The organism is Lysinibacillus sp. FJAT-14745 (assembly GCF_001275675.1).
Lineage (GTDB): Bacteria > Bacillota > Bacilli > Bacillales_A > Planococcaceae > Lysinibacillus.
In genome coordinates, this window is the sequence record NZ_LITM01000004.1 from 129,387 (window position 1) to 146,616 (window position 17,230).

At 38.3% G+C, this 17,230-nt stretch carries 14 protein-coding genes and 1 pseudogene; 9 read left to right on the forward strand and 6 right to left on the reverse strand.

Going from position 1 to position 17,230, the window contains the following annotated elements; all coding sequences use genetic code 11:
* Nucleotides 1-28: 28 nt before the first annotated feature.
* Both AMS59_RS07150 and AMS59_RS07155 read right to left on the reverse strand, forming a co-directional pair.
* Nucleotides 29-1,933, reverse strand: coding sequence for a heavy metal translocating P-type ATPase (locus AMS59_RS07150; RefSeq protein WP_082337421.1), 1,905 nt, complete (start codon nucleotides 1,931-1,933; stop codon nucleotides 29-31).
* Nucleotides 1,934-2,539: 606 nt separating this feature from the next.
* Nucleotides 2,540-4,078: a fumarate hydratase gene (locus AMS59_RS07155; RefSeq protein WP_053483061.1), complete on the reverse strand. Its 1,539-nt coding sequence runs from the start codon at nucleotides 4,076-4,078 to the stop codon at nucleotides 2,540-2,542.
* 630 nt (nucleotides 4,079-4,708) lie between these two features.
* Between AMS59_RS07155 and AMS59_RS07160 the strand changes: the two genes are divergently transcribed.
* Nucleotides 4,709-5,500, forward strand: a complete 792-nt coding sequence (locus tag AMS59_RS07160; RefSeq protein ID WP_053483062.1) for a YwqG family protein — start codon at nucleotides 4,709-4,711, stop codon at nucleotides 5,498-5,500.
* 53 nt (nucleotides 5,501-5,553) lie between these two features.
* On the opposite strand, the gene AMS59_RS07165 is transcribed toward AMS59_RS07160, so the two are convergent.
* Nucleotides 5,554-5,739: an SE1561 family protein gene (locus tag AMS59_RS07165; RefSeq protein ID WP_049668848.1), complete on the reverse strand. Its 186-nt coding sequence runs from the start codon at nucleotides 5,737-5,739 to the stop codon at nucleotides 5,554-5,556.
* A gap of 370 nt (nucleotides 5,740-6,109) precedes the next feature.
* On the opposite strand from AMS59_RS07165, the gene AMS59_RS07170 reads away from it, so the two are divergent.
* The 4 genes and pseudogenes from AMS59_RS07170 to AMS59_RS26180 all read left to right on the forward strand — a co-directional run.
* Nucleotides 6,110-7,288 (forward strand): MFS transporter, encoded by a 1,179-nt coding sequence (locus AMS59_RS07170; protein WP_053483063.1) that lies wholly within the window; start codon nucleotides 6,110-6,112, stop codon nucleotides 7,286-7,288.
* A 353-nt stretch (nucleotides 7,289-7,641) separates the two neighbouring features.
* Nucleotides 7,642-8,277: a hypothetical protein gene (locus AMS59_RS07175; RefSeq protein WP_053483064.1), complete on the forward strand. Its 636-nt coding sequence runs from the start codon at nucleotides 7,642-7,644 to the stop codon at nucleotides 8,275-8,277.
* 854 nt (nucleotides 8,278-9,131) lie between these two features.
* Complete coding sequence (locus AMS59_RS07180; RefSeq protein WP_156304577.1) at nucleotides 9,132-10,085, forward strand: hypothetical protein; 954 nt, start codon at nucleotides 9,132-9,134, stop codon at nucleotides 10,083-10,085.
* Between the two features lie 263 nt (nucleotides 10,086-10,348).
* Nucleotides 10,349-10,781, forward strand: a pseudogene (locus tag AMS59_RS26180) (transposase); the annotation flags it as partial.
* Here AMS59_RS26180 and rlmD read toward each other — a convergent pair.
* Together rlmD and AMS59_RS07190 are read right to left on the reverse strand one after the other, a co-directional pair.
* The gene (gene rlmD, locus AMS59_RS07185; protein ID WP_053483109.1) at nucleotides 10,778-12,160 is read right to left on the reverse strand and encodes a 23S rRNA (uracil(1939)-C(5))-methyltransferase RlmD; all 1,383 of its coding nucleotides are present in this window, start codon (nucleotides 12,158-12,160) and stop codon (nucleotides 10,778-10,780) included. The pseudogene AMS59_RS26180 and the gene rlmD sit on opposite strands and share 4 nt — an antisense overlap.
* Before the next feature lie 44 nt (nucleotides 12,161-12,204).
* Nucleotides 12,205-13,023 carry a polysaccharide deacetylase family protein gene (locus tag AMS59_RS07190; protein WP_053483066.1) on the reverse strand — a complete coding sequence of 273 codons (819 nt, stop codon included), beginning with the start codon at nucleotides 13,021-13,023 and terminating at the stop codon, nucleotides 12,205-12,207.
* 512 nt (nucleotides 13,024-13,535) lie between these two features.
* Between AMS59_RS07190 and recX the strand changes: the two genes are divergently transcribed.
* From recX to AMS59_RS07210, 3 genes are read left to right on the forward strand one after another with little or no spacing between them, the layout of a single operon-like run.
* Nucleotides 13,536-14,339, forward strand: a complete 804-nt coding sequence (gene recX, locus AMS59_RS07200) for a recombination regulator RecX (RefSeq protein WP_053483068.1) — start codon at nucleotides 13,536-13,538, stop codon at nucleotides 14,337-14,339.
* A complete protein-coding gene (locus AMS59_RS07205; protein ID WP_053483069.1) occupies nucleotides 14,336-14,665 on the forward strand; it encodes a YfhH family protein in 330 nt (109 codons plus the stop codon). Before recX ends, AMS59_RS07205 begins: the two co-directional genes overlap by 4 nt.
* Entirely contained in the window at nucleotides 14,666-14,935 is a 270-nt protein-coding gene (locus AMS59_RS07210) for a YfhJ family protein (RefSeq protein ID WP_053483070.1), read from the forward strand.
* A 35-nt stretch (nucleotides 14,936-14,970) separates the two neighbouring features.
* Here the strand turns inward: AMS59_RS07210 and AMS59_RS07215 are convergent, their stop codons facing one another.
* Entirely contained in the window at nucleotides 14,971-15,957 is a 987-nt protein-coding gene (locus tag AMS59_RS07215; protein ID WP_053483071.1) for a metal-dependent hydrolase, read from the reverse strand.
* 205 nt (nucleotides 15,958-16,162) lie between these two features.
* Between AMS59_RS07215 and mutY the strand changes: the two genes are divergently transcribed.
* Nucleotides 16,163-17,197, forward strand: coding sequence for an A/G-specific adenine glycosylase (gene mutY, locus AMS59_RS07220; protein ID WP_053483072.1), 1,035 nt, complete (start codon nucleotides 16,163-16,165; stop codon nucleotides 17,195-17,197).
* Nucleotides 17,198-17,230 lie beyond the last annotated feature (33 nt).

The following is a 17,230-nucleotide window of genomic DNA, read 5'->3' on the forward strand; positions in this document are numbered from 1 at the left end:
ACGTTTTATGATACGAGGCTGTTTGTTTTTAGACGTTTTTATTAAGCATACGTAAGCCATTTAAAATAACTAAAATAGTGCTTCCTTCATGTCCAATAACTCCTAGAGGTAAATCGACGACTTGTAAGAAGTTAGAGGCAATTAATAAAACGATAACGCCGATAGAGAAGGAGATGTTTTGTTTGATGATGCGTTGCATTTTACGTGATAAACGTACTGCATAGGCAATTTTTGATAAGTCATTTTTCATTAAAACGACATCTGCTGTTTCTAAAGCAACATCTGTTCCTTCTCCCATAGCAATTCCGGTAGTTGCAGTTGCTAAAGCGGGTGCATCATTAATGCCGTCACCGACCATCCCTACAAACTTATGTTCAGAAAGAAGTCGTTTCATCTCAGTCACTTTTGTTTCAGGGAGACATTCTGCAACGTATTCTGTCACGCCTGCTTCCTTAGCAATTGCCTTTGCTGTTTTCTCGTTGTCGCCCGTTAGCATGATCACATCAATACCTAGCTCTTTTAGTAATGATACTGCTTTTTTTGCTTCACTGCGAACGGTATCCTTTAAAGCTGCCAATGCGGCAATGCCATCTTTGTCACGAATAAAAATAACACTTTTCCCTTCTGAGGCAAGGTTTTCTGCTGCACCATTTGCAAATTCATTTGCCTCATCTAGACCAACAAAGTCTGGTTTACCAACAAGATATTCGACTTCATTAACGTAACCTTTGATACCCCAACCTGGGATATCTTCTATAGTGGCTTGAGCAAACTGTGTGATACCTTCTTTTCTTGCGAATAAAGTAATTGCTTGAGCAAGTGGATGGTTTGATTGTGCTTCAATACCTGCAAGGATTGCCATTGTATTTTCACGGTCTAATCCTTCTCGAACAATAAAATCAGTAACGGTTGGTTTTCCTTGTGTTAAAGTACCTGTTTTATCTACCGCTAGTGCACGTAATGCACCTAGATGCTCTAAATGTAGGCCTCCTTTGAATAGCACACCGTGTTTTGCACCATTTGAAATGGCTGCAAGAGTTGCTGGCATAATGGATGCAACAAGTGCACATGGAGAAGCAACTACTAGGAGTACCATTGCTCGATAGAAAGTTGTTGTCCAGTCCCAACCGAGTACAAAGTGAGGTAGAAACATCATAAGGGCAACGGTAAGTAGCGCAATCTTCACATAAGTACCTTCGAATTTTTCTATAAACTGTTGAGATGGAGATTTCTCACTCTGAGCACTTTGTACAAGCTGGATAATTTTTTGGAATAGTGTCTCAGAATTTGGTTTTGTCATTTCCATCGTAATGGCACCATTTAAGTTCACTGTACCTGCAAATACCTCGTCGCCTTCACGTTTTGCCACTGGAAGGGGCTCACCACTAATAGCAGATTCATCGATAGAAGACTGTCCTTTAAAGATCACGCCGTCTGCTGGTACACGCTCACCAGGTTTTACGAGCAGGTGATCTCCAATTTGTAATGTAGAGACCGAAACTTTCATTGGTTCGAAGTTACCACGAACAAGCCAAGCCTCTTCGGGTTGTAAGTTCATGAGTGCAGAAATTTCACGATGACTTTTATTCATTGCGTATGTTTCAAGAGCGCCACTTACAGCAAAAATGAAAATAAGAATTGCGCCCTCCGTCCAATAACCGATTGCAGCTGAACCAATTGCAGCTAATACCATTAATAGTTCAACATTAAGCTCTTTATTTTCAATGGTTTCTTCGATGCCCTCTTTTGCTTTAGCGAATCCACCAACACAAAATGCAACAATATATAAAATAATAGAAGCTGTTGTTTGCCCGCTAGTATCTAAACGCCATGCAAGTAAAATAAACAAACCTGCTATAAGGGCTGCGATTAATTCAGCGTGCTCCTTCATTTTCTCAATTAAATTAAAATTTTCTCGTTTAGATTGTTCCACTCTTATCCCTCCTGATAATGAAAATCAATATCAAAACCTTTATAAATCAGTATATATAAACAATATCGAATTGAAAATAGATTTCAATTAGCTCCTTTCTAATTTAGAATTATTATAACAAAGGTTTTTGGAAAAAGAAAGTAAGAAATTTGAAGGGATTGTTAAAGAAAGGGAATAAAAGCAGTCCAGGATTGAGATTGCGGCGATTATGAGGATTTTTGAATTAATTTTGAACATAAGAAAAAGCACAGTTATTCATAGGAATATTCTGTGCTTTTCAAATTTGTGCAGGCTCATCACCGTAAAGAGAGTTGATTTCCGTTCCGGCTGGGCGCTTTCCTGGAGGCGTCCAGTCTTCACTACAATCAACTGACATACGTTTTAACAAATGTCATACCCAACTTTTGGTGATGAGCCATAAATTATTTAATTATAAACTCGTTATTGTGGCTGCCGCTATGCTTACGCCACAGCTAAAAGACTACTACTAGTCTTAAAATATTAGAATACTCGTTCTGCGGTGTGGCTGCCGCTTCGCTTACGCCACAGCTAAAATAAACATTACTGCTATTCAAAGTAACTCTTTATAAAAGTTATTTTTCTTTATTAGAAAACTCTTTCTGCGTGTAGCGCAAGTTTTTCTAATGATGATTTGTCTACGTCTGCGTGTAGAGAGTTACCGTGAGAGTCCATTGTTACAACAGCTGTGAACTTCTCAACGTTTAAGTGCCACATCGCTTCTGGAACACCAAATTCCATTAGATCAACACCATCTACACCTTTAATGCAATCTGCGTAGTATTGTGCAGCACCACCGATTGCGTTTAAGTAAACGCCACCATGTTCTTCTAATGCAGCAAGTGTTTTTGGTCCCATACCGCCTTTGCCGATTACAGCGCGGATACCGAATTTTTTCATAATGTCACCTTGGTATGGCTCCTCACGAATAGAAGTAGTTGGACCAGCTGCTTTTACTGTCCAGTTGCCTTCCTCATCTTTTGCCATTACAGGGCCACAGTGATAAATAACTTGTCCATTAAGATCAACTGGAGCATCATGGCTCATTAAGTGATGGTGAATTGCGTCACGGCCAGTATACATACGACCAGTAATCGATACAACGTCCCCAACTTTTAGAGCGCGAATTTGCTCTTCACTAATTGGTGCAGTAAGTTCCACTACATCTGTAGTAGTATCTTCTGTTGTTGCTGCAACTTCATCTTCTTTAAATGTAATTTTTTCGCCTTCTTGGTAATGCCAGTTAATAATTTCGCCAGTTTGAGGATCAATGTCCACAGCCATACGACGGTATGCCCAACAGTTATATGCTACTGATACGTAGAATGATGCAGGGATACGGTGCATAACACCAATTTTACAACCAAGTAATGTTGCTTCACCACCGAAGCCCATTGTACCGATACCAAATGTGTTAGCAGTTTTTACTACATACTCTTCTAATTTAGCAAGATCAGTATTTGGATTTGTATCTTCCACATGACGGAATAATTGTTCTTTCGCTAAGTCATAACCAGAAGAGCGGTCACCACCGATACCTACACCGATGAAACCAGCTGAACAGCCTTGTCCTTGCGCTTGGTATACTGAGTGAAGGATACATTTACGGATACCATCTAAATCACGACCAGCGCGGCCAAGACCTTCAAGCTCACATGGTAGGCTGTATTGAATGTTTTTGTTTTCACAGCCGCCACCTTTAAGGATTAACTTAATTGTGATGTAGTCTTTTTCCCATTGCTCGAATTTCATAACAGGTAGACCTTCACCAAGGTTATTACCGCTGTTTGCGCCCGTTAATGAATCAACCGCATTTGGACGTAATTTTGCATCAGCAGATGTATCGTTAATAGCTTTTTTAATAGCTTCTTTAATTTCTAATTGGTTTACACCAACAGGAGTATAAATTTTGAATGTTGGTAGACCAGTATCTTGACAGATAGGTGATACATTATCTTCTGCCATAATAATATTAGTTGAGATTGTGTCTAAGCTCATTGCAGCACGAGTACCAGCATTTTCAGCTTCTTTAGCTTTCTTAATTGCACGACGTACGTCTTTAGGTAGATTCGTAGATGTTTGAGTAATTAAATCGTAAAGACTTTTCTCCAAAGTTTGGATATTCATTTAGTATTGCCCCCCATAGAAAATTTGATTATTTCCACGTTACATTATACTCTTTTCAACTAATGAAAAAAAGAGTTCAACTCATTGTAGTCGGAATTAAGGGCCTATTCTCAAAAAGAGGTAATTTAAGTGTAAAATTATGTTATTCAAATATTATCTAACGTTAGGTTGGAGCCGATTACTTTAGGAGCGAGGCGGAGCACTTTTAGGCCGAAGCCGAGCACTTTTGAAGCGAAACCGAGGTTTTAGGTCGAAGCCGATCACTTTTAGGCCGAAGCCGAGCGGTTTTTGAGTGAAGCGGAGCACTTTTAGGTCGAAGCCGAGCACTTTTGAAGCGAAGCCGAGCACTTTTGAAGCGAAGCCGATCACTTTTGAAGCAAAGCCGAACTTTTAGAGCGAAGCCGAGCACTTTTAGGCAGAAGCCGAGCACTTTTGGAACAAAGCCGAGCACTTTTAGGCCAAAGCCGATCACTTCTGTAGCAAAGCTAATCACTTTTAGAACTTGAACATATCTATTTGTAAACGTAGGTTTCCTGTCTTATTCACAAGTTGGAGTTTCATCGAAATAAAGATTGTTGAAAAGGAACGTTTGTTCTACAATGGTATTAAATCTACTTTAGGAGGTAATATATGAAGTTACTTAATTTACCTGAAGCATTTGAACAATATAGGACAGTAATAGAGGAAACGATACAGCCTACTGTATATATTGAAACGGAAGAACGAAAAACGTCTTTATTTGAAAGTAAGTTTGCAGGCGATCCGTATTTCCCGCTGTCAATGGAGTACCCGAAAAGTTCTGAAGGGCAACCATTAAAATTACTAGCTCAAATTAATTTTGCAGATGTACCGAAGCATTTATCAAATTTCCCTAAAGAGGGAATCTTGCAGTTTTATATTGATGGTTATGACGATGTACTAGGAATGGACTTTGATAATGGTCAAAATCAGGAAGGTTTCCATGTTATTTTTCACGAACATATTGTCAGCGACGAATCACAGTTAGTACAAGACTTCTCATTTGTTGAAGCGAAAGAAGAAGAATTATACTTTCCAGTGGAAAAAGAAATGGCATTGTCCTTTAGAACAGGCTATGAACCATTATCAGCTAATGACTTTAGAAGTGAAAAACCATATGCGAAGATCCTTGCTAATATAGAAGACAATGATAATTTAGTAGACTCATTTTATGAAACATTAAATAGTACAGGCCATAAAATCGGGGGATATCCATTTTTTACTCAGGATGATCCAAGAGCCTTTGGTGATTATACAGATTCAACAGTCTTATTGCTTCAGATTGACAGTATAGGTGATCATATTTTGTGGGGAGATGTCGGAGTCGGCAACTTTTTCATCACAGAGGATGAACTGCAACGTAGAGATTTTAGTAAAGTCCTATATAATTGGGATTGCTATTAAATAACAGAAGAAAAAAGCAAGTGGAGAGCTTTATGTCCACTTGCTTTTATCAATTATTGTTCACGAGCATTAAATTGCTCCATTTTGTCCTCTAAATCATCCATCATTTGAATTAAACGATCAATATCCTCTAATTCAGTTGTTTCAGGATCAATGGCATCTAAAACTTCTAAAAACATTTCAAGACGCTCTTTTAAGTAATTCATTTGCTGTTTTTTATCAGTGATTGGATTTGACATGCATACACCTCATTTCGTCCCCTCCATCTTAGCTGATTCGGGACTAAATTTCAATGTTTAGGTAAACACCTAGGACTAAGCGATTATTTTGCGAAAATCAATAGACAGAATATTTACAATAATGAAGCTGTGTGTTAAATTAATATTAAGAAAAAGTAAAGGAGCTGATTTAAAAAATCTAAAAAGACTCTAACTCGAAAAGGAGGGAGTTTAAACAAGTACTCGGCCAATGTAAAAGCCGAAATTCGTGTTTATACAATTAAATGGAGATAAGTGTTAGTTAGGCCTTAGCGTAAAATCACATGTGGTGAGCGCTAAGGCTTTTTGTTATGCTGATATTTGTAAGGATGACTTGATGTTGGAGGAAAAGATGACATACTTCTCAGATTACAGCAAAAAAAGATTTGCCATTCTAGTGTTAATTGTATCTATTTCAGGCTTTTCGCAAGGGATGCTTTTACCACTAATTTCAATTATTTTCGAACGTGATGGAGTATCCTCTGCGTTGAATGGATTGAACGCAACAGGTCTATACATAGGAACTTTATTAATCTCACCGTTTATCGAGCAGCCATTACGAAAATGGGGCTTCAAACCAATTATTTTAATTGGCGGTGCACTTGTCTTCGCTTCGCTGTTAGCATTTCCTTTATGGAAGAGTGCGACCTTTTGGTTTACCCTTCGCTTACTCATTGGGATTGGGGATCATGCATTACACTTTGCAACACAGACGTGGATTACAAGCACATCGGATCATAAAAGCTTAGGAAAAGGTATGGCCATTTATGGCTTGTCTTTTAGTACAGGTTTTGCGGTCGGTCCTCTGATGGTGAAACTTATACAAGTTTCAGAGGCATTACCGTTTATTGTATCCTCAATTATGTGTTTATTCGCGTGGTCTTTTGTATTTCTCTTACAAAATGAAAAACCAGAGCGTTTAACGGGAGACTTACATGCAAGAGGCTGGCATCGCTATAAAATAGCCATTGTATTTGGATGGATTGCATTTTTAGGGCCATTTGTTTATGGGTTTTTAGAATCTTCTTTAAATGCTTTGTTCCCAGTTTATGCTTTACGTAAAGGCTTTGACATGGATATGATTCCTATTATTTTATCAGTCTTTACATTTGGCGGGATTTTAACACAAGTACCCCTTGGAGCTATAGGGGATAAAGTAGGGCGACGCAATGTCTTAATGATAGGCTCGTTCGGAGGGGCTATTATTTTTGGCATTGCAAGCTATGTAGAGCATTCACAAATGGCAGTAGCCGTAGCATTTTTCTTTACAGGTACATTAGTCGGTTCGATGTTTTCATTAGGTATTACTTATATGGCTGACTTAACACCCAAGGAACTACTGCCAACAGGAAATCTGCTGTGCGGCATTGCCCTTAGTATTGGTAGCTTAACAGGGCCATTTTTAGGAGGCGTTTATTTAGAATATGTAAATTACAGCTTCCTTTTATTAGTGGCGATGCTTTTGCTAGCTATAGCCATTGTTTTACTAGTATTTGGACGAAATAAAAATAAGCGACTAGTGTCGATGTAAGGGGCATTGTCTTTTGGAAATTATCCTTGAAGCGGAGGAAGAAAGTCAAACGCTCGGGGAAACAGAAGAATCGCTCAGCTCGGAGACTTTTGAGCAAAATAAAAGAGCGGGGCTCATCTCCCGCTCATAAAACAAAAAACGCCCAGCAAATCCGTGCTGTTATGGCGTTCTTTGCGTGACAAGGATGTTCCGTCCAAGTCACATAGGTTTGGCACCTAGAATTGTATTATACAGACAAGCAAACATAAAATCAAATAATATTTGCAGATAGGTAATATTTGAATTTTGGATTTCTATCTCTATATAATAGAAGAACACACTAAGATGACTATTTATAATGAGGAGATTAACACATGGCAGAATATAAAAAAATATCGATTCACCGTGCATTAACAGAATTAAAGATGCTAAATCACCGTATCGAAGCAGCAACGAATGAAGTTAGTTCAGTGTTAGCTAATCGTAAAAGCAATAGCAAAATTAATGGTGTAGAGATTCAAGAATATGAAAAGCAAATGCAAGCCTCATACGATAAAGTAGTTAGCTTAATTGACTATCGCAACCGAATTAAGGCGCTAGTTGTACAGTCTAATGCTAAAACAAACGTAATGGTGGGAAAAGAAGAGATGACTGTAGCAGAAGCGATTGAGCGCAAACAGTCCATTCAATATGAAAAGGAACTGTTAGAAGTCATGCAACAGCAATATCGTTCAGCGATAAATACGGTTGCAAAAGAAAATGATGCGTTGCCAGCAAAGCTAGAAACGTATTTAGTTAATATATTAGGAAATAAAGATAAACAATCTCCAGAAGAAGTAAAATTACATACGGATACATTTATGAAAAGAAACGAGTACGAGTTAATTGATCCGATGAATGTTAAAAAGAAAATTGAGGCGTTAAGTAATCGAATTGAAGAATTCGAATCAGAGGTCGATGCAGTATTATCGGAATCGAATGCAACGACATTTATTGAAGTGCAAGCCTAACTAAATATGCATGGCCTAGCGAAAACGGAAAACGAAAAGTCGCTCGCGCTTCAAGACATGTGTGCGAGTTAAAACTTGAAACATGTCTTACTACAATGGATAGTTTAAATAATCGGAGATAAAAGTTCAAAGATTAAAGTTAAAAGTCTAAAGTTTACGTTTCAAAGTTCTTTCGTATTAAAGCTAAAAACTTAAAGCATAAAAATCTTTTAAATCCTGGTTTACTGGTTAAGGTGTTGATTTTTCTGGACCGTCCGTCATCCACCAGGCAGCTGGAGCTGTGCAGTACATATAAAAATAATATACAAAACAATGAAGGCGTCTCTTAATTTTAGGAGACGCCTGTTTTGCTTCTGTTAAAACGCATTGGATTACATATGAAATAAATGGGAAACAAGATGTAAATTAAAAGAATGTTTAGAAGGGGCTATATGTACTGGTATAACTTTGTCTCAACGTTTTGGTTTCATAAAGTGATAATTCTATTAATTAGCATTACTTATATATAATAAGCGCTATAAAAAGGTGAGAGATGCGAAGATGTAGCATTTTTGTTTCATTTGGTTAGAGTTTAGTCGCAATAACCTTAACAGAAATGGCTTCATTTTTCATCTATTGAGTGAAAAGAGAATCCCATTGAAAAGCCGATAAGTCAGCTTTTCAGTGGGATTTTGTGTTAGTTAGTGAATAATCTAGGATTAATCTTCAATAGAAGCAGTTCGTTAAGAAGAATATAAATTGTGCTGTTTTATCAAGAAGGTTACCTATATCAATACACTATCGTTATCATACATTATTAGAGTAAGTAGAATCATTTTTTACTTATGGAATATTTTATAGAAAGGGGGTATTTTTTGGGTATTCATAGAGATTTTCTTTATATTGGAGACACGAGCGACGACACCGTAAAGCGTTTTGATGCAACATCCGGGCGATTCCTCGGTACTTTTGTAGCATCAGAAAGCGGTGGGTTGCACGGTCCTAGGGGAATTATCTTCAACCATATAGGCAATCTTCTTGTCTCCAACCAGAACGTTAATCAGCCCCAAAACGGCGATGTATTAAAGTTCAATGGACAGACAGGGAAGTTTCTACGCGAACTCGTTAGTTCTGTTCAAATAGGTGCACCATTTGCTCCACGCGGCATAGTCCTATCCGACAACAATGTATTGTATGTGGCAGACATACAAAGCCCTGGCGACACGCCTCAGCCCGGAGAACTGAGCGCTTATAATGGTACTACTGGTGAGTTTTTGGGTAATTTTAACCATTCTGGTTTCAATGGAACGTTCTTTCCACGCAGTGTAGTCTTCGGTCCAGACGGTTTGCTTTATGTCTCGGTCTTCAATCCTTTTGACCCACTAAATGGCTGGGTTTTACAGTTTGACCCGGTGAAAAGGGAGTTCATAAAGGTGTTTGTTGAGAGTGATGCCGTCAACAACCTACACCGTCCTGAAGGATTAGTTTTCGGTCCAGACGGTAACCTTTATGTGACGAGTTTTCGCGCAGACGAGAACGACACGGATAAAATTCTTATTTTTGATGGCCAAACTGGATTATTTCTAGATAAGATTGACCTTGATACAGTCGGTGGACCGCGTGCTTTTGCTATGGCAATCCTGTTTGGACCAGATGGAAAACTATTTGTGCCTATTTCGGGAACTGGACCTGATACAGGTTCAGTACGGCGTTATAATGTTCAGACTAAGACTTTTGACGTTTTCGTGCCTGCAGGTCAACAGTTAGGAGCACCTTGGTATCTGACTTTTGGTCTTACAGATCCAGCAACTTTGGCTTATAATTTATAAAAATTGGAATTAAAGAAATTGACTCAAAGGAAGAACAACAATGAAACGTTGGAAGTACTTCTCTTTTTCATCCCCAACATAAGAGAATTATTCCGATAGAGACACCAAATTCTGGTGTCTCTTTTACCATTCTAGCTACAGTAATGACTAAAGAATAACTTCTTTTTGCAAGTAACCTGCATCATCTAATGGAATAAGAATTATATATTACTGATGACATTTTATTATGAGTCCATGCTGTCTATCTATTTGGAATTAGTCTAGATTTTCACACTGACCAACCCTTACAGAAGCTCGTAACAGATATTACTTACTTGCCTTTTGGACAATCGTTTAACGGTGAAATTATTGCGTATGCAATTAGTTCTGTTCAAGATACGAACTTTGTCTTAGATATCCTTCGTCAGCTCCATCATCTACCTTGCATAGTGATTAAGGCTCTGTCTATACGTCGTATGACTATCAAAAAACAGTAAAAGAAAAAGGAATTACCATGAGCATGTCCCGTAAAGGCACGCCGCTGATAATTCCCCAATCGAAACGTTTCACTCCTCGCTAAAGTTAGAAACGTTCTACTTCGACGGCATACACAGCACAACGAATGCATGTGTAAAACAAATCGTCGAAGATTATATTACTTATTATAACAATATCCATATTATAGGAACCTATTCAAGGGCAACTAGGTACGGTTAGTTGCCTTCTTTTAAAATGAGTTGCGAGACACATTCCACCTGAGCTGTTTGTGCAAACATATCCACGGGCTGAATGTACTCCACATCATAAAACTTCGATAATTCATTTAAATCCTTCGCTAATGTTGAAGGATTACAAGACGTATAGACAAAGCGCTTCGGTTTTAGTTTCAATACCGTACGAATGAACTCTGGTGCTAGACCTGTGCGTGGTGGATCAACTGTAATGACATCTGGTGTAAATCCTTCCTTGCGCCATTTTGCTAGGACACTTTCTGCTGTGCCGACTGCGTATTTTGTATGCTTAAAGCCATGGTTTCGGGCGTTTTTACGTGCATCCTGAATGCTTTCTGGAATAACATCCATTCCGCGAACTTCTTTTGCTTGGTCAGCTAGCCATAAACCGATTGTCCCAACACCGCAGTAAGCATCAACAACTGTTTCTTTGCCTGTTAATGCTGCTGCTTTTTTAATTTCATCATAAAGATGAACGGTTTGTGTTGGATTCAGTTGGAAAAAGGCACGAGCGGATAAATCAAAGGCTAATTCGCCAAGCTCCTCATGAATCGTTTCTTTGCCATCGAGGACAATCGTTTCATCGCCAAAGATTAATGATGTTTTCTCACGGTTAATATTTTGTGCGATCGATACGATACTTGGGTCGATTTTTTTAATACGTGCAATGAGTTCCGCTTGATGTGGAATTTCCTTACGAGTTGTTACGAGCACGACTTGTGTTTCACCAGTACGAATTCCTGTACGTACAACAATCGTACGTACTAAGCCATCAAGTGTACGACCATCATAAATAGTAATATTCAGTTTTTGTAAAATTTTACGTGTTGCCACTGTAATTTTGGATGTAATCGGATGTTGAACAAGGCAATCATTGATGTTCAGTAACTTGTTACTACCTTCTGCAAATAGCCCTGCATAGACACGCTTACCCTCTTTACGTACTTGATATTGACTTTTATTACGATAATTCCATGGATTATCCATCCCTAGAGTTTTGCGAACTTCAACTGTATTAGCTAAAGGCTTAGCATAACGTTCTAATGCTTGAATTACGATATCACGCTTTTCGATTAGCTGTTTTTCATATGTCATATGTTGAAGCTGACAGCCGCCGCATTCGTTGTAAACTGGGCATGGTGCTTCCTGACGATATTTTGAAGCTTTGCTAATTGTTACTATTTCTGCTTCGGCAAAGTTTCGCTGTGTTTTAGTCACTTGTGCTGTAATTTCTTCACCAGGAATAGCGCCCTTTACGAATACAACATTACGCTTATAAAAGCCTACTCCTTCACCATTAATACCAAGTCTTTTTATTATTAGAGGAAATTTTTGTCCTACTTCCATTGTTGTTTGCTGCGTCAAGCGTTCCACGTCCCTGTTCTTTTAATATCATCTCCCCATTATAACTAAGGAGTAGACGATTGCAAAGCGACAGGGAAATCTTCATGTTCTAAAACTAAATCGTCAAGGGATAAAAATGTATAGCCTTGTTTTTTCGCCTCGGCAATAAACCTAGGGAGCGCTTCAGCGTTATCCTGCGCTACAGTATGCATTAATATTACGGCACCAGGGTGTAGCTGTTCTATTAGAGCATTATACGCATAATCTGCGCCACGCCGTACATCCCTTTCCCAATCCTTAAAGGCAACAGACCAGAAAATATGACGGTAGCCTTCAGTATTTCCAACCTCTAATAATTTCGCATTAAATATACCTTCAGGTGGGCGGAAGTATGTTGTACGTTTTATACCAGTCAACCCCCTCAGCTTATCGTCAAATTTTTTCCATTCTGTACGCATAGCATCTGGCGTTAATCTCGCCATATTTGGGTGTCCATATGAATGGTTGCCGATTGTATGGCCATCTTTAACCATGCGTTTCACTATATCGGAGGCACTTTCTAAATAATGACCAGTTAAAAAGAAGGTAGCTGGTGCTTTTTCCTTCTTCAATGTATCCAAAATGCTTTCCGTAAACCCATTTTCATATCCGTTATCAAAGGTTAAATAAGCAACTTTTTTATCAGGCTTACCTTTATAAATAGCGCCATACTTCTCAAGTAGCTGATCAAGCTGTGCCCCAGCCTCAGCTGGTTCACCGTTTTTCGCTCGCTTTAATCCCCAATGGTATTCATCAGAGCCGGAAGCTGAAAATGGATTATAGCTAATTGCCGCGGCAATAATAAAAGTAGCGATGACCGCTCCTACAATATGCTGTTTCCACATTAAAAACGCATCCTTTCTTTTTCATTAGAATGTGTATTTTTTTAAAAATTATCCTAGTCGATTTAATACAATAAATTTTGAAGTGCTTCTTTTAAATGAAGAAATTTAGATGTAAAATGATGTTTTTCTTAAACAGTAGGTAGTACATAGGTGTAATTGAAAATTTTACAACATATTCATTTGCAACTGTTAATCTCCCAGCAGTAATATACGCGGAGGAGAAGCGAATACCCGCGCGAACCGGAAAATATACGCGGAGGAGAAGCGAATACCCGCGCGAAATGTGAAAATACCCGCGGAAGAGAAGCAAATACCCGCGCGAAATGTGAAAATACCCGCGGAAGAGAAGCAAATACCCGCGCGAACCGGACAAATACCCGCGAAGCAAACACCCGCGCAAAACGTGAAAATACTCGCGAAAGAGAAGCGAACACCCACAAACATGAAATGCCTATGGGAAAAAAGCAATACCCTTGAAAAATGTTATAATGGTTAATAGTGAGGTGTTACTAATGCGTATTATTACGAAAATTGCACGTCAAAAAAACAATCCAGAACGTTATAATATATATTTGAACGAAGAATACGCTTTTCCTGTAGATGAGGCAATTCTCATTCAATTTGGGTTAACGAAGGGAAAAGTGCTTGAGGAATTTGATATTCAGGAAATTGCCTATGAGGATGAGATTCGAAAAGCGTTTAATAAAGGGTTAAATTTTTTATCTTATCAAATGCGTAGTGAACATGAAGTTAAGAAAAAGCTTCTTGCGTTGGAATTTGGGGAGGCAGTTATTTTAGAGGCTATACAAAAGCTGAAATCATATGGCTTTTTAAATGATGAAACTTACTCCAAGGCATTACTCAACACAAAAAAAGCTACGATGAAAAAGGGACCCAAGGCAATTAGACAAGACCTTATGAAAAAAGGAATTGATAAAAGCTTACAGGATGAGGTACTTGCTACGTATAGTCATGCGGAACAAGTAAAGCTTGCGACACAATTGGCTGAGAAGGTCATTCGATCAGAAAAAAAGAAAACACCAACACAAGTAAAAGCTAAAATTCAAGATTTTTTAATGCGAAAAGGTTATTCTTTTAGTGTTGTAGATGATGTGCTAAGTCAAGTAGAGATTGAGCAAGATGAAGATGAATGGCAACAGCTACTTGAGGTACAAGGCGAAAAAGTTTGGAAAAAGTATTCATCAAAGTATACTGGCTATGAATTGAAAATGAAAGTAAAGCAGGCGCTCTATCAAAAGGGTTTTCCTATAGAAGTTATAGATCGTTTTATAGAAGAGAAGGAGAATGAGGAATGAACGAAAAAAATTATGCTGCAATGTCAGAGCACGAATTACGTGAAGAAATAGCTATGATAAAGGAAAAAGCACGTAAGGCGGAGCAGCTAGGAATTATCAATGAATTCGCAGTTTACGAGCGCAAGGCTTTAATGGCAGCTGCTTATTTGGTTGATTTAGATACAATAATTCCTGGAGAAATGTATCGTATTGATGGCTCTGAAAATGAATTTTTCCAAGTGGATTATTTAAAAGGACGCTTTGCCTGGGGACATCGCTTAGGGGGCGAGAAATACCAAGAGGCTTTACCGGTTTCAATGCTATCTCCTGTTAAGGTGGGCAAATAAATGGATGAAAAAATTGAGAAACTAACTGCTGAGTTACTTGCGAAAAACCCGCAAATGTCAGTAGGGCGTGCACGAGTATGGATTGAGCTTTTATGGAGTGATTTTGAATCAACTTCTGCAAAAGCTGGCTACTCCTATCGAGGTGCTGATTACACTGAAAATTTAGTGCGTCAATTAATTACTAGTTATGGCGATAAATTGCATACATTTGCAGGACGCAATCCCAAATACGCACATTTACTTGATGCTAGTGATGATATGGTGCAATAACAAAACCCTGGCCAATGTTGGTCAGGGTTTGTTGTTTAATTACTTGCGCCAATCTGTAATTTTTTCTGGAGTTTATCTTCTGTAAATATCCAGCCTGTGTATGAAGTGACAATCTCGTTGTCATCGTTTAAATGAGCGACAGCAACGAACGGATAGCGATTATCACTACGATAACGCAGATCAATTAATCTTACTTCTGTTAAGCCGTTATCGAGTTCTGAAATTTCCCAACGATACAATGGTGAGAATGACACGAAGGCAGCGAGATTGCGATCTTTCAATGCTATTTCGATAAGAGGCGTTTTCGGTAAAGGTTCTATTTCGAATTTATCGTAAATATTAACAGTTCGCCCATAAGCACGGCCAACATAATAATGCGTTCTGGATTTTGCTGCAATTCGCCAGTGGAAGAATCGCATTGTAGGAGCTACAATAACATACTCTTCATCCTGAATAGTATTATGCACAGCATTCTTTACAGCCTTTTGGACTGCAAATCGTAAAATGTAGTAAACGATAATAATGAGATACATGATACTAAATGTCCAAACTGGATTTGCGCCAAATGCCCAAAGTAAAATGCCAAGGCAATGTAGTGTAAAAATAATAGGATCAAATGTATTAATGACACCAAGTGCAACCCATCTTCTAGAGAATGGTCGAAGTGCTTGTGTACCATAAGCATTGAAGATATCAACAAAGACATGAAGCGCTACAGCTAAAAATGTCCAAAGCCATAAATGAAACACATTTACGTCCTGAATAATAAGTGCTAAAACCGCGGTAATTAAGATGGGCCAAATAGCTACTGCTGGTAGTGAATGTGTAATTCCACGATGATGTCGAATATAAATTGCGTTGTTGCGCAGTTTTAAAACAGTATCGACATCAGGTGCCTGCGAGCCAATAATCGTACCTGCCATTACTGCGGTAAAGGTCATAGAATGATTTGCTACAACGGGATCAACTAATGCAAGACCACCGAGGGCTATACCCATAACGAAATGTGTACCTGAATCCAAAAATATCCACTCCTTGTATGCAAAAAATAGAGTACAATTGCATACATGTATATTTCAATAATCCGTATTACCTGATATTTACTTAATTAAGACAAATTTGAAGTTTGAAAATTGTGACGTTTTTTGTCGTTTCAGACAGATGATCTTTTCTTAATTGTATACTCTTTTTACCATAAATAAAATCGTAAAGACGCTGGAGGTCACTGTGAATTATCCATATGTAACAGAATTTCGACAATCTTTAGTCGAATGGTTTAATGTTGAGAAACGTGATTTACCTTGGAGGCATACGACGGACCCTTATAAAATCTGGGTATCGGAAGTGATGCTACAGCAAACACGTGTCGACACAGTTATTCCTTATTACAATCGTTTCATGGAAAGTTTTCCAACATTAGAATTACTCGCGGAAGCTCCACAAGAATACTTATTGAAGCATTGGGAAGGCCTTGGCTATTATTCCCGTGCGCGTAACTTACAAGCAGGTGTTCGTGAGGTATTAGAAAACTACGGTGGGGTAGTACCCGATAATCGCCATGAGATTTCAACATTAAAAGGCGTAGGTCCGTATACTGCTGGAGCTATTTTAAGTATTGCCTATAATAAGCCCGAACATGCAGTTGATGGCAATGTTATGCGTGTTTTAAGTCGTGTACTTACTATTCACGATGATATAGCCGTTCCAAAAACTAAAAAGATTTTTGAAGAGGCAGTTGAAGAACTGATCGATCCTGAAAATGCATCGTCCTTCAATCAAGGCTTAATGGAGCTAGGTGCACTTATTTGTACGCCAACTTCACCAAAGTGCTTATTATGTCCAGTTCGCGAATACTGTATCGCGTTTAATGAAGGCGAGCCTGAAAAATTACCTATCAAATCTAAAAAAGTAAAGATGAAGCATATCACATACGATGTGCTTGTATGTCAAGATGATAAAGGTCGAATTTTATTGGAGCAGCGCCCAACAAAAGGTTTACTAGCTAATCTATGGCAGTTTCCAATGTTTGAGCACGGCAAAGATTCAACAGATACTTTTATGAATGATTATGCTATAAATGTTCAATCGCAACAGGATTTGTTAACATTTAAACATGTTTTTTCACATTTAACATGGCATATAAATAGCTATTATATGAAATGCAATTCAGCAGTAAAGGGCGAATGGCTGACTCGCGAACAAATAGAATTATTACCAATGCCCGTTCCAATGCTGAAAATTTGGCAAGAAATTAAGGATTAATCAAGAAAATAATATTTATAAAAATTTATGAGC